The 13,350-nt window shown below is 60.9% G+C and carries 12 protein-coding genes; 5 read left to right on the top strand and 7 right to left on the bottom strand.

All coding sequences use genetic code 11. The annotated features are described in order from the left end of the window. Together NW812_RS04970 and cax are read left to right on the top strand one after the other, a co-directional pair. Positions 1 to 666: phosphopantothenoylcysteine decarboxylase (locus NW812_RS04970; protein WP_414394657.1), on the top strand; the 666-nt coding region annotated here is incomplete at its 5' end. A gap of 227 nt (positions 667 to 893) precedes the next feature. Next, on the top strand, positions 894 to 2,081 hold the full coding sequence (gene cax, locus NW812_RS04965) for a calcium/proton exchanger (RefSeq protein WP_414394655.1): 1,188 nt from the start codon (positions 894 to 896) through the stop codon (positions 2,079 to 2,081). Between the two features lie 78 nt (positions 2,082 to 2,159). On the opposite strand, the gene NW812_RS04960 is transcribed toward cax, so the two are convergent. The 4 genes from NW812_RS04960 to NW812_RS04945 form a co-directional block, all read right to left on the bottom strand. Next, on the bottom strand, positions 2,160 to 2,399 hold the full coding sequence (locus tag NW812_RS04960) for a DNA-directed RNA polymerase subunit omega (RefSeq protein ID WP_414394653.1): 240 nt from the start codon (positions 2,397 to 2,399) through the stop codon (positions 2,160 to 2,162). Between the two features lie 73 nt (positions 2,400 to 2,472). After that, positions 2,473 to 3,378: a cell division protein FtsX gene (locus NW812_RS04955; protein WP_414394652.1), complete on the bottom strand. Its 906-nt coding sequence runs from the start codon at positions 3,376 to 3,378 to the stop codon at positions 2,473 to 2,475. Positions 3,379 to 3,458: 80 nt separating this feature from the next. Further along, positions 3,459 to 4,145 (bottom strand): cell division ATP-binding protein FtsE, encoded by a 687-nt coding sequence (locus tag NW812_RS04950; protein ID WP_414394650.1) that lies wholly within the window; start codon positions 4,143 to 4,145, stop codon positions 3,459 to 3,461. Positions 4,146 to 4,453: 308 nt separating this feature from the next. Continuing rightward, entirely contained in the window at positions 4,454 to 5,209 is a 756-nt protein-coding gene (locus NW812_RS04945) for a WecB/TagA/CpsF family glycosyltransferase (protein WP_414394649.1), read from the bottom strand. A 72-nt stretch (positions 5,210 to 5,281) separates the two neighbouring features. Here NW812_RS04945 and NW812_RS04940 point away from each other — a divergent pair, with 72 nt between their 5' ends. Further along, a complete protein-coding gene (locus NW812_RS04940) occupies positions 5,282 to 6,250 on the top strand; it encodes an alpha/beta fold hydrolase (RefSeq protein ID WP_414394647.1) in 969 nt (322 codons plus the stop codon). On the opposite strand, the gene NW812_RS04935 is transcribed toward NW812_RS04940, so the two are convergent. Continuing rightward, a complete protein-coding gene (locus NW812_RS04935) occupies positions 6,144 to 6,761 on the bottom strand; it encodes a pyridoxamine 5'-phosphate oxidase family protein (RefSeq protein ID WP_414394646.1) in 618 nt (205 codons plus the stop codon). The two genes, NW812_RS04940 and NW812_RS04935, sit on opposite strands and share 107 nt — an antisense overlap. Positions 6,762 to 6,877: 116 nt before the next feature. Between NW812_RS04935 and NW812_RS04930 the strand changes: the two genes are divergently transcribed. Then, a complete protein-coding gene (locus NW812_RS04930) occupies positions 6,878 to 7,099 on the top strand; it encodes a high light inducible protein (protein ID WP_414394644.1) in 222 nt (73 codons plus the stop codon). A gap of 76 nt (positions 7,100 to 7,175) precedes the next feature. Here the strand turns inward: NW812_RS04930 and NW812_RS04925 are convergent, their stop codons facing one another. Together NW812_RS04925 and NW812_RS04920 are read right to left on the bottom strand one after the other, a co-directional pair. Next, a complete protein-coding gene (locus NW812_RS04925; protein ID WP_414394643.1) occupies positions 7,176 to 9,191 on the bottom strand; it encodes a CHASE2 domain-containing protein in 2,016 nt (671 codons plus the stop codon). A 43-nt stretch (positions 9,192 to 9,234) separates the two neighbouring features. Next, positions 9,235 to 11,373 carry a polyribonucleotide nucleotidyltransferase gene (locus NW812_RS04920; protein WP_414394642.1) on the bottom strand — a complete coding sequence of 713 codons (2,139 nt, stop codon included), beginning with the start codon at positions 11,371 to 11,373 and terminating at the stop codon, positions 9,235 to 9,237. 306 nt (positions 11,374 to 11,679) lie between these two features. Here NW812_RS04920 and NW812_RS04915 point away from each other — a divergent pair, with 306 nt between their 5' ends. Further along, the gene (locus NW812_RS04915) at positions 11,680 to 13,329 is read left to right on the top strand and encodes a 2-isopropylmalate synthase (protein ID WP_414394640.1); all 1,650 of its coding nucleotides are present in this window, start codon (positions 11,680 to 11,682) and stop codon (positions 13,327 to 13,329) included. Positions 13,330 to 13,350: the final 21 nt, after the last annotated feature.

Genomic DNA, 13,350 nt, shown 5'->3' with positions numbered 1-13,350 from the left:
CCGCCCCCCGCGCCCGCCGCCCGCCCGCCGCGCCGCGGCGGGGGCCCACGGGAGCCCATTGACGCCGTGCGTTTCATCGGCAACCCGGCCAGTGGACGGATGGGGGTGGCGCTGGCGGTGGCTGCCGCCTGCCGAGGTGCCAAGGTTACCCTGGTGCACGGGCCACTGGGGATCCCCTTTGATCCAGCACCCTTCGCCATTCGGGCCATCCCTGTGCAGACAGCAGCCCAACTGGAGCAGGTTTTGCAGGCCGAGTTTCCCCAGGCCGATCTCCTGTGGATGGCAGCAGCGGTGGGGGATGTGCGACCTGTGCAGACCTACACGGGCAAGCTGGCTAAGACTGAGCTGCCGTCGCTGCTGGCTTTGGAACCCGTCCCTGATCTAGTGGCAGCTTTGGCCCGCCAGCGACGTCCCGGCCAGCGCCTGATTGGCTTTGCTGCCCAGAGCGGGGATCCCCTCCCCCTAGCCCGCAAGAAGCTCCAGCAAAAAGGGCTAGACGCCATCGTAGCCAACCCCATTGACCAGCCGGAGAGCGGCTTTGGCAGCAGCCACAACCAAGGCTATTGGATCCCGCGTCAGGGAGATCCCGAGCGGCTCCCCCTGGCTCCCAAGGCTACCCTGGCCCATCGGCTGCTGGATCTGGCCCTGCAACTGGACCTAGGCTGAAAGCTACCTCTGGCACTCCTCGTTTTGAGAGGCTGGAGAGAGCTCCTGGCAGGGGAAGCTCAGCAGCCCCTATCCGCGCCTCCCCAGCAACGGCTAGACTGCTTCGGGAGATGTCCAGACGGTGGCTTTTGTTTTGGGCAGTCCTATTTTCCGCAAAGTCTCAAAGCTGCAGCGGCAGCCACTTTATCTGAAACTGGAACTAGCTATTGGTCTTCATCTTTGGAGCTATGACTCTGGCGGATACCAATTTCCCGGCTCGTTCTGCAGCAGGTTGGCAGCAAGTCCTAAACGTCTTGCCGTTTCTGCTGCTGGCGGGGGTTCCCCTCTCCTGGATAGGCCACCTTCGGGGTTGGGATCCCAACCTAATCTTCCTCTGCGCCGCTTTGGCAGTGGTGGCTTTGGCCAAGTTTACCGGCCAGGCCACAGAAGAGATTGCTGCCTTGACGGGGCCGACGATTGGGGGGCTGGTCAACGCCACCTTTGGCAATGCCACCGAGCTCATCCTCGGCCTGGTGGCCCTGCGGGCTGGCCTAGTGGAGGTGGTCAAGGCTTCCATCACTGGCGCCATCATCAGCAACCTGCTCCTGGTGGCTGGCTTGGCCATGCTTCTGGGCGGGATCAAGTTTCGCGAGCAGAGCTTTCGGCCTGAGGTAGCGCGCATGAACGCCTCAGTAATGAACCTGGCGGTGGTGGCGCTGATCCTACCCAGCGTGGTTACCTATGCCGATGCCAATTTGGGCGAGATCTCGATTCAGGAGCTCTCGACGGCAGTGGCTCTGGTGTTGCTAGTCGTCTACGGTCTCACCTTGCTCTTTTCCCTCAAAACCCACAGCTACCTCTACAGCATTCACGAAGCTGAAGCCGCGGAAGAGGAAGCTGCCGCCCGTCTTGCCCCCAATCCGGTTCTGCAGGCAGAGGGATCCATCCCCCAGATCTTGACGGCCTCGTCGGAGCAAAGTCGGCTGTGGCCCTGGGTGCTCGCTCTTTTGGGGCTAACAGTGCTAGTGGCCCTTGAGTCGGAGTTGCTGGTGGATACCCTAGAGACCGCCCTCGAGCAGTTGCAAGTCACGCCTCTGTTTATGGGGGTGATCCTGCTGCCAATCATCGGCAATGCGGCCGAACACGCGACGGCAATCACAGTGGCCTTGAAAAACAAGATGGATCTCTCCTTCTCGGTGGCCCTGGGCTCGACGATGCAGATTGCCCTGTTCGTGGCTCCTCTCTTGGTGCTGGCCGGTAGCCTTCTCGGCCAACCGATGAACTTTAACTTCGGGCCAGTGGAGTTGGTGGCAATTGCCGTCTCCGTGCTGCTGGTTAACTCCGTTACCAGCGACGGGCGTTCCAATTGGCTGGAGGGGCTTTTGCTCTTGGCCACCTATGCCATTCTTGGGATTGCCTTTTTCTTCTTGGAGTAACTGCGCCTGCTGGTAGACAAAAAACCCAGCTTTGTCCCTCAAGAGCGCTCCCTCCCGCTCAAGGGGTTGGGCCGACTTCTACTCATCCCCAATGATTTCTGGCTGGGTCAGCTCATCCGACATCTCGATGATGGCGCGGCGAATGGGCTTCATCCAGCCTTCTTCGACATCGTCGGGATCCTCATAGCGGCGACGCTTGGCACGATTAGCCACCTGCACGGTAATGCGATAGCGATTTTTGGAAGCGTTAATCAATGCCTCTACCCGACGCATGAGCTCGTCGTTGTCAATGGCCAAGTGAGGGTTGCGGGACACCATAGTTGGAGTCTTCCTGTTCCTGAGTAAATCGTAGCGTAAGGGGGCCGAGTAGACTGGCATAGAAGTCCCAAGCTTAGAACCCGCGACCTGCTGACTTGCGCACTGCAATGAGGCTACTGCTGGTGCCTAGGGAAATTCCCATCCCCAACAGCAAAAGCGGTAAGAACCAAGCCTTCAGGGGATCCGAACCTGCCTGGAACACTTTGATCAAGGGCAGGGCAATGAGCTGCTCCAGCGCCTCCTGCAGCAACTGACGGGATCCCACAACTAAGCCCCAAGCCCCCAGGGCACTGATCAACCCAAACAGGCAGCCCTGCAAAACAAAGGGCAGGTAGATCCAGGCTGCCGTTGCCCCCACCAGCTGCATCACCTCAATCTCCCGCCGCCGGGCGATGACGACAAGGCGAATGGTAGTGGTGGTTACAGCCACCGCGGCCAGGGTCAGCACCCCAAGGATGCCCAGGGAGCCCAGCCGCAGCAGCTCCTGAAGCTGGGCCAGTTCCTCCACAACACGGCTGCCGTAGTATACCTCGTCCACCCCTTCCAGGCGACGGATCTGCTCAGCCACTTGAGCCAGGGTTGCGGCAGAATCCGCCTTGACCCGCAGGGTATCTACGAGGGGGTTTTCTCCCAACTGGGTTTCCAGGGCCGCCTCATCTTGGATCCCCATCTCCAGCAAAAGGTCGCGCCAGGCCTGCTCTTTGGTGATCACCCTCACCGCTTCTACATGAGGCAGTCGGGCAACTTGCGGCTCCAGCTCCACCCCTCGGCGCCCCGGCTCTAGATAAACGGAGATCTCCAGTTGTCCTCCCAGGGAGCGCACCGTCGCCTCCACGCCCCAAGACAGCTCCACGCCGATCCCGACCAAAAACAGCAACACCAACAGGGTGCTGATCGCAGCCCAGTTCAGCCAGCCCCCCCGCCGCAACCCCAAAAGGGTCTCCTGCAGGAGATAGCGGATCTTATAGAGAAATGGCATGCTGCCTACCGCCACCTGAACCCAGCTTGGGATTCCAGCCCTCTGGAGCGCCGCCTTGCGCTGGGAATCCCGGCAGCTCCTCAGCCCATATCATACAGACGTCCTCCTTCTATGCGCACCACCCGGTGGCCGGCCCGCTCCACAAGATAGGGGTCGTGGCTGGTCATGATGACAGTCACCCCAAAAGAATTGAGCCGCTCCAAAATCTGAAGGACCAACAGCGAGTTTTCCGGATCCAGGTTGCCCGTTGGCTCGTCTGCTAGCAGCAGCACCGGCAGGTTGACAATGGCACGGGCCAGGCTGAGGCGCTGCTGTTCTCCCCCTGAAAGTTCGTGGGGAAAGCGATCCTCCTTGTCAGCCAGCCCCACCATCTTCAGGGTTGGCCCGAGGCGGCGGCGAATTTCTGCTGGGGAGAGCCCTTGGGCGCGCAGGACAAAGGCCACGTTTTCCGCTAGGGTGCGATTGGCCAACAGGCGATACTCTTGAAAGACCACTCCCAAACGCCGCCGCAACATCGCCAGGGGACGGGAGGAAATCCGGTAGGGCCGCTGCCGACCTTCCGAAGAAAACAGGCACACCCCATCCACCATCACCGTGCCTTTGGTGGCCTGTTCAGCCCCGTAGAGCAGCCGCAGGAGGGTGGATTTGCCCGCTCCCGAGGCCCCCGTTAGGAAGACAAACTCGCCGCGGCGCACCTCCCAGTCTACCTCCCGCAAGATCCACTCGCCGTTGGGAAAGACTTTGCTCACACCCCGCAGCAACACCATGCTCTCGGAGCCGCTGGGCAGGGATCGCGGGCGAGGTTGAAGGCCTAAGTCCGTTAAAGCTGGAAGAGAGAGGCTTGGGCTTGGATTGGCCAAGTAGCAAGAAGCATAGCCAACGGGCTGACCAGCCATATGGAAAAACGCGGCGCACAGATCCCCAGACTTAGCCGTGGCAAGGAGCGCCACCCTCTACAACCCTGGCCTGCAAGCTAGCTACTGCTTCTTCCGGAAGCAGTTTCCCTACTCGGGCCAGCGGAGCGGCGTCCTTAAAGCTCCCGGCTTTAGCCGTAGGGTAGTTTACAGCAAAGCACCTACAAAGAGGAAGCCGGGGAGGAGGAAGAAGACCACAGCACTTGCCAGGCAAATCTGGGCAGAGCCAGCATGCGTCGCCAGCGCCAGGGTTCCTGATAGAGACGATACAGCCATTCCAGGTGATGGTCGCGCCACCAGCGGGGGGCCCGTCGTTTTTGCCCAGCCCAAATGTCGAAGCTGCCGCCCACTCCCATCCAGATGGCTTGGGGCACCAGAGCTCGCCAGCGAGCAATCCACAGCTCTTGGCGCGGGGAGCCCAGCCCTACCCACACCAGTTGCGGCTGAAAAGCCTGGAGAGCTAGCAGCAGGTTTTCCTCCTCGGCGGGGGAGAAGTAGCCGTGGTGGCCCCAGATGGCCAAGGAAGAAAAGCGGGCTTGCCAATGCTGAATCGCGGCCCGGTTGACCTCCGGCTTCCCCCCCACCAAAGCCAGGCGCCACCCCCGCGCAGCTGCCGTCGAGATTAGGGCTTCGGCCAGCTCGATCCCTGGCACCCGCTGGACGCGGATCCCCTGCCGCCGCAACGCCCACACTACCCCAATGCCGTCTGGGATCACCAGCTCGGCCTCCTGCAGCACTTGGGCAAAGGCTGGATCCCGCTGCGCCTGCACGATCATCTCCGGGTTGCAGGTAACCACCTGGGCGCCCAGACCCTGGCTGATGCGCGCTTCAATCCAGGCAGCGTAGCTCTGCAGGTGGGCTTCCGGCAGGGTAAGGTGCAGGTTGACGCCCAAGAGGGGGCAGGTGACCAGCGACATGCCACGAGGGGGGAGAGGACTTGCTTCCCAATTCAAATTGTGCCAGCAAAAAAGAGCGCCATCCTAATCCCCATGCTCCCCGAACAGCCTTCTCCAAGCGGTGTTGCTCCCTGCGAGGGGCGCTGGCTCTGGCGGGGCCAGCCCATTCGCTACCAGCAGGCGGGATCTGCTGGTCCAGCGGTGGTGCTCATCCACGGCTTTGGGGCTAGCAGCGACCACTGGCGGAAGAATTTGCCGGAGCTGGGGCGGCACTGCCGCGTGTACGCCCTTGATCTCCTGGGATTTGGGGGATCCGCCAAGCCCTTGCCCGGATCCCCGCTCCCCTACACCTTCGAAACCTGGGGTGCCCAGGTGGCCGATTTTGGGCGGGAGGTGGTGGGGGAGCCGGCTTATCTGGTGGGCAACTCCATTGGCTGCATTGTGGCCTTGCAGGCGGCTGTTTTGGAGCCAGCCCAGGTCTTGGGAGTGGCGATGTTGGATCCCTCGCTGCGGCTGCTGCACGAGCGCAAGCGACACCAGCTCCCCTGGCTGCGCCGCTGGACTGCTTCTCTGCTGCAGTTCCTGCTGGGGTGGCCCCCCTTCGGGCGGTTTTTCTTTGCCCAGCTAGCTCAGCCCCGGGCCATTCGCCAGATCCTCCTTCAAGCCTATGGGCGCAAGGAGGCAGTTACAGAAGACTTGGTGCAGCTTTTGCTGCGACCGGCTCTCGACCCAGGGGCGGCAGAGGTCTTCTTGGCTTTTGTCCGCTACTCCCAGGGGCCCTTGGCCGAAGATCTCCTGCCGCAGGTCACCTGCCCCGTCCTCATCCTCTGGGGGGAGGCAGATCCCTGGGAGCCCATTGCCCTAGGGCGGGCCCTGGCCGAGTTTCCCTGCGTGGTGGGGTTTATCCCCCTGCCGGGGGTGGGCCACTGCCCCCAAGATGAGGCGCCGGAGCTGGTCAACCCGCTGCTCCTAGCCTGGATCCGGGATCCGCACGGCCTAGGTGCTCCAGTTGATCCAGGTTGGGTCCACTCAGCCGGAAGGCCTGGCCAAACCCCTGGATGAAGCTGCCCCCAGTGGGGGTGATCTGACAGAAGTGGAAGTCCGCTAGCCCCAGGATTATCTCGGCAATCTCGTACTTGGCGCGATAGAGCGCCTCGAACCCCTGGACTTGGGCCTCCTCGCGGCTGAGGAACTGGGCTGTTCCACTGACCATTAGCCGCGGCAAGGCGTGGTTGCTGCGCGGATCCCCTGCCGTGGGCGGCTCGTGGATGAGCAGGCCGACCCGCGGATCCTCCCGCAGGGCCTGAGTGTGGGGGGAAAGGTCGCTAATGACGATGGCAAAACGCAGGGGATCCCACTGCACCACAAACGGCACCAGCGACACCGCCGGCGCTCCCCGCTCCAGCACTGCCAGACTGGCTACTGGCTGGGTCTCCAGCAGTGCTCGCAACTTTTCCTGGGCTGACATGGCTGCTCCCATAGCCGCTGCTATTATCCCCAACCTGGCTTGGCTTGAGAAGAGTGGGATGTAGTCTTCGGGTTGCAGGGGAGCAAAATCCCGCGTCTCAGTCACCGAGCTCGCACCTCTTCACGAAAGCCGCAACCCTGCTTACCCAGCTTCCTCAACAAAACTTTACAATCCTCCATAGAGCAGGCTACACTCCATAAAGAAGGGATAAGGAGAACTCCATGAGCAGATATCGCTCCGTGGTTGTCGAAGACGGTGGCCGCCTCAACAACTACGCCATTGAGCCAGAGATGTACGTAGATCCCGTTCCACGGGTGGGCTTTACCGAGTATGCGGAGCGCTTGAACGGGCGCTTGGCGATGATTGGCTTTGTGGCGCTGATTTTGTTTGAAGCGTTGTCCGGCACCACCCTCATCGGCTGGCTACAGGCCTTGGGTCGCTAGGAGAAGGGAAGGCAGGCGGGAGCTTGTAGGGAGCAAGAGGCTTGCCGAAGAGCTTCCCTTGCTTTCCTGACTGTAGCTAGGGACCAGGCATCTCCCAGTGCAGCTCTACGTGGGTGTAGCCTTCCGGGGTTTGGGTGCGGTGCCAAGAGCCCTTAGGCAGGTAGCGGGCGATGGTATTCATGGCCTTGCTGCCGTAGCCGCCGCCCGGGGTGGGGGCGTACTCTATGCCGTCGTTGATAATTGACAGACAGCAGAGGCGATCCCTTTGAACCAGCGACACCTTGACAAAGGAGGCGTTGCCCTTGGGAGGCTGGACATGGGCAATGACGTTGCCGATGGCCTCTCGCAAAAAGCGCAAGATGTCCTCCCGTTGGTCAAACCACTCACTGGTATTGGGCTCCGCTAAGGGCTGTAGGTGGCGCTCTACAGGTAAAGTCAGGCTGCCCGTTTGGATAAGCTCGTCTAGGTAGGTGTCGATGCCCCGGTGCAGCCCTTCCCGCAAGCTAGGGGAAATGTGCAGCTTGGTGGCCAGGGTGCGCACGTCATTGAGCTGGGCGCGAATGCCCCGCCCAATTTGCTCCAGTTGCTCCAGCAGACGATCGTAAATAGCCGGATCGGGAGCCCTGCCCTGCTGCTGTTGCCATTGCAAGCTCTCCAGCTCGTCCATGACCACCTTCAGCTCCTGCAGCTCGCGATCGTGAATGTCGGTGGCTACCCGGTAAAGGAGCTTACGGGCTTGGTCAATGGCTGCCTCCTGCTCAGCCCGGCGCAGGCGCTCCAGTTCCTGCTGTTGAGCCAAAAGCTGCTGGTGGTTTTCCAAGATCACCAGGGTCAGCAGCAAGCTCACCCCCGTCAGGCCAACGGCCAAAGCTGGCAAGGTCAGCGGCCAAATCCAACGCCCCAGCAAAAATTGGGCCACAGCCCAGCCCTCGTAAACGGCTAGCCCTAGCAGCGGCAAGAGGAGAGAGCGCGCCTGTTTCCAGCGGTTTTCGCGCGAAGAGGAGCGATAGCGCACCAAGAGCAGGCCCGTTGCCACGCCTAGGAGGAAGACAACTCCCGCTGCTAGCTCCGCCGGCAGGGATCGGTACACCTGGCCAGTGAGCAGGCTGGACAGGATTTGCGCCTGGAGTTCTACTGCCGCAATCTGGGATCCATCCGCTGTCCGCACGGGAAAGGTCTCGGGGTAGCCGCCCACAAAGCCGACCAGAACAATCTTGTCCTGCAGTTGACGAGCTACCTCGGGCTTGAGGGGAGGGATCCCTTCATGAGCGCCGCAAGTCTGGCCGAGGTTGAGCGGGAGGGGCGGACAAACCTGTTCGATAGGGAGGATGGGAATGGAGTGTTGGGCGCCGAGAGGGTTGAATTGCACCGGCCGGAAGCCCCGCTCGCGCAGCCAGCGGCTGGCCCGCTCTGGATCGTACTTGGCAAAAGCCAAGGCCTCCACCGAGGCAAACATCTGCTCCTTTTGGCTGTCGCGGCGCAGGTAGAGCCCTCGCAACTGGGCCTGGCGCAGGATCCCAGCCCCATCCAGGCGGTGTTGCACCACTCCCTGAACATGTTCTGGTGCTACCAAATACTCCAGCCGTAGGGAGGAAAAAGGCAAGAAGTGGTTGTAGATGGTGATCTCAGGGCGGCCAAAGCTCTCACTGCTGCGGGTAGCCAAAACTACGCGATCTGGGTAGCGCTGGACTACCTGACGCAGGGGAGCATCCAGGTCCTCGTCACCCAGCGTCTGGGGGACCACAAAGCTACTGGGCAGATTCAGCACCACCACCCTGGCTTCTGCTTCTTCCAGTAAGCGCAGGGTCAGGGCAGCGTAGTTGGAGCGCTCCAGGAGAAAGTCAACATGGGGATGAGGCTTGCTCTCCCCACTTTCCCCCTGTCCTTCGAGGCGGCCATCGATGCCGACGATTGCCACCTCCGGGGAAGGCTGCTGGGGGCCGCGCAGGGCATAGAGCCATTCTTGGGCATCGCTCTCAAGCCGCACCAGCAAGGGGTGCTGAGCGGAAAGGTTGAGCAAGGCAGCCCACCCCAGCCCCCAAGTCAAGGCCCAGCCCACTTCGCCGCGGGAGGCAGCTAGTTGAGCGGGCAAGCCAGAACCTTGGCCCCTACGGGACTGGGGAGAAACCCTAGCCTCAACGGCGGTGGCTGCGCACCCGCGCCGCTTCCTCAGGGCTAATGCCAAGCCGAGTGAGGTTGACCCGGCCCTTGTGATCAATGCTGCGAACCTTGACCACCACTTCGTCCTCCACGGCAACTTCATCTTCTACTCGGGTGACACGGTACTCCGCCAGCTGCGAGATGTGGATCATGCCCTCCTTACCGGGCAGGAACTCCACAAAAGCGCCAATGGGGAGGATGCGGGTCACCCGGCCCAGGTAAACTTGCCCCTCCTCCACTCGCCGCACCAGGTTTTCAATCATCGCCCGCGCCGCTTCGGCCTGGCCGCTGACGGTGGAAGACACTGTGATCGTGCCGTCGTCGCTAATGTCTACCTTGGCTCCTGTGGCTTCAGTAATGCTGCGCACCATCTTGCCGCCAGGGCCGATGATCTTGCCGATGTCTTCTGGATCCACCTTGAAGGTGAGCAGACGGGGAGCCGTTTTGGCCAACTGCGGCCGGGGGGCAGGAAGGACCTCCAGCATCTTGTCGAGGATGGAGTCGCGCCCAGCCTTGGCTTGCAGGAGAGCCTTCTCGAGGATGTCAACAGTGATGCCGGTAATTTTCATGTCCATTTGCAAGGCGGTGATCCCTGCCCGCGTGCCGGCCACCTTGAAGTCCATGTCGCCCAAAAAGTCCTCGATCCCTTGGATGTCCGTGAGGATGCGCACCTCATCCCCTTCTTTGATGAGGCCCATGGCCACGCCGCTGACCGGTGCCTTGATCGGCACCCCGGCATCCATCAAAGACAGGGTAGAGCCGCAGACCGAAGCCATTGAGGTGGAGCCATTGGAAGAGAGCACCTCCGAGACCACCCGCACCACGTAGGGAAACTCCTCCTCCTTGGGCAACACGGGCACCAGGGCCCGCTCCGCCAGCGCCCCATGGCCAATCTCCCGCCGCCCTGGCGAACGAGAGGGCCGCACCTCTCCCACGGAAAAGCCAGGGAAGTTGTAGTGGTGCATGTAGCGCTTTTCGTCTACGGGGTGGAGGTCGTCCAACTCCTGGGCATCGCCAGGGGTGCCAAGAGTGGTAATGGAAAGAACCTGAGTGAGGCCGCGGTTGAACAGAGCACTGCCGTGGACTCGCGGGATCAAGCCCACTCGGCAAGAGACTGGCCGCACCTCATCCAGCTTGCGCCCATCTACCCGCACCCCCTCTTCCAGGATCTGTCGGCGCATCAGCTTCTTGAGGAGAGCCTTGAACTGGTTGTCCAACTCCTTGGGGTTTTCCAGCAGGTAAAGCCGCAAGGGATCCCCCTCGGGCCGTTCTTGGATTTGGGCCGCCAGCTTGGCCTTGATGGCCTCCAGTTGCTGCTCGCGGCTGGTCTTGTCCAAAAACTGCTTGAGGACAGCGCGAATCTCCTCCTGGGCCTGTTCTGCTACGAAGGCAACCAGCTCCTCATTGACGGGGGGTGGGGGTAGCTCTACACGAGGGATGTTGAGATCGGCAAGGACTTGCTGTTGAGCTTTGAGGAGCTCCTGAACAGCCTCGAATCCAAACTCGATAGCCTCGACCATGTCCTTTTCCGGCAGCTGCTTGGCGCCTGCCTCGACCATGATCACGCCGTCGGCGCAGCCAGCTACCACCAGATCCAGGTCGCCAGCCTCGATTTCGGCGTAGGTGGGGTTGAGGATAAACTCATCTTGAAGTAAGCCCACCCGCACCGCTGCCACCGGGCCGTTGAAGGGAATGCGGGCGCCGTGGAGGGCCAGCGAGGCTCCCAAGATGCACAGCACGTCAGGGGGCACCTTGTCGTCCACAGAGAGGGTAGTGGCTACAATTTGTACGTCATCCCGCAGCCACCCCGGGAACAAGGGCCGCAGGGGTCGGTCGATGAGACGCGAGATCAAAGTAGCCCGCTCCGGGGGCCGACCCTCGCGCCGCAGATAACTCCCTGGGATCCGACCGGCAGCGTAGAGGCGCTCCTCGTAGTCCACCAGCAACGGCAAAAAGTCAGCCCCCTCGCGATTTTCCTGGCGGGTAGCCGTGACCAAGACGGAAGTTTCCCCACAGGTTAACCAGACTCCACAGCCTGCCTGGGGGGCCATCAAGCCAATATTGATGTCAATTTCCCGTCCGTAAAAGGAAATCGACCGAGTATATTCTGCCATGTAACGCTTTGCCTTCCTTTTTTCCTTGCCGCTATCGTAGCATTTTGGCTTGCTGGAGAAGGCAACCCTTGTCCAGCCAGGAGTTGGTCTGCAGCTACTTCTTTTGCATTGGCTAGCTCAGCCTCACCCCCTTCCCCCTCGGTCAAGATACCGCCAAAGGCAGTCGGCAATGCCTCCTCCCGAGGCCACCCAACGGGTTTTGCCTTTGCCAGCCGCTGACCTGTCCCCGGTGGCTCTTTACGCCGCTTCTAGGGATGCCAAAATAAAAAGCACTGCCTACTGTCCCCTTCTTCAATCGAACAAGTTATGAACGCTGCCGCATCTTCTCCCTCTTCTTCATTCGATGGCCAAGCTTTAGATCATGTGCTCATTCTCGACACTACTCTGCGCGATGGGGAGCAGTGTCCTGGCGCAACCCTCAACGCTGAGGAGAAACTGGCCATTGCCCGGCAATTGGCTCGGCTAGGGGTCGACATCATTGAGGCGGGGTTTGCCTACGCCAGCCCCGGCGACTTTGAGGCGGTGCAGAAGATAGCGGAACACGTGGGCACCCCCGATGGCCCCGTCATCTGCAGCCTGGCTCGTGCCTGCAAGGCTGATATTGAAGCGGCAGCTGAAGCCCTCAAGCCTGCTGCCAAGCCCCGCATCCATACCTTCATCTCCACCTCTGACATCCACCTCAAATATCAGTTGCGCAAAACCCGCGCTGAGGTGCTGCAGATTGCCGAGGAGATGGTGGCCTATGCCAAATCCTTCGTCGACGATGTGGAGTTCTCCGCCATGGACGCCACCCGCTCCGATCCCGAATTCCTCTACCAGGTTCTTGAAGCAGCCATCCGGGCCGGGGCCAAAACCGTCAACATCCCTGACACGGTCGGCTACAGCATGCCCGAGGAATTCGGCCAACTGATTAAAGGCATCCGTGAGAACGTGCCCAACATCAAGCAGGCCATCATCTCTGTCCACGGCCACGACGACCTGGGAGTCTCAGTAGCCAACTTCCTAGAGGCCATCAAGCAGGGCGCGCGCCAGGTGGAAGTAACCGTTAACGGCATTGGCGAGCGGGCCGGTAACGCGGCGCTGGAAGAATTAGTGATGGCCCTGCATGTGCGCCGCAGCTACTTTAACCCCTACTTTGGCCTGCCAGTGGACTCTGAAAAACCCCTTACTCACATCAAGACTCAGGAGATCTACCGCACCTCTCGCCTTGTCTCCAACCTCACCGGCATGTTGGTGCAGCCCAACAAGGCAATTGTTGGGGCCAACGCCTTTGCCCACGAGTCCGGCATCCATCAAGACGGGATGCTCAAAAACCGCCAGACTTACGAGATCATGGACGCCCAAACCATCGGTCTGCAATCGAGCACCTTGGTGTTGGGCAAACACTCAGGCCGCCATGCCTTCCGTACCCGCCTCAAGGAGCTGGGCTTCGAGTTGTCAGAGCAAGAGCTCAACAAGGCTTTCTTGCGCTTTAAAGAGCTGGCCGACAAGAAGAAAGAGATCACCGATCTCGACCTGGAGGCCATTGTTAACGACGAAACCCGGCCAGTGCCGGATCTCTACCGGCTGGAGCATGTGCAAGTGGTGTGTGGCAATCACGAGACGCCCACAGCTACCGTGCGCCTGATTACCCCTGAAGGCGAGGAAAAGGTGGATGCAGCGGTGGGCACGGGACCGGTAGATGCAGTTTACAAAGCCATCAACCGCATTGTTAACATTCCTAACCAGCTCATTGAATTTTCCGTCCAGTCGGTTACCGCCGGCATTGACGCCATGGGGGAAGTCACCATCCGCCTGCGCCATGAGGATCGCATTTTCTCAGGACATGCTGCCAACACGGACATTATTGTTGCCTCTGCGCAAGCCTATATGAATGCCCTCAATAAGCTCTACGCCGCTCTGCACGCAGCTCGCTCAACGGCTGCCCAGCGGGAGGCTGCCACTCAGAAGGTTTGAGCGCAAGGCTAGGCTTCCCGG

Origin of the sequence: Synechococcus sp. O70.2 (assembly GCF_047462135.1) — a bacterium.
Lineage (GTDB): Bacteria > Cyanobacteriota > Cyanobacteriia > Thermostichales > Thermostichaceae > Thermostichus.
The sequence above is the reverse complement of the archived record's forward strand: the minus strand, read 5'-3'. Positions and strand labels throughout refer to the sequence as shown.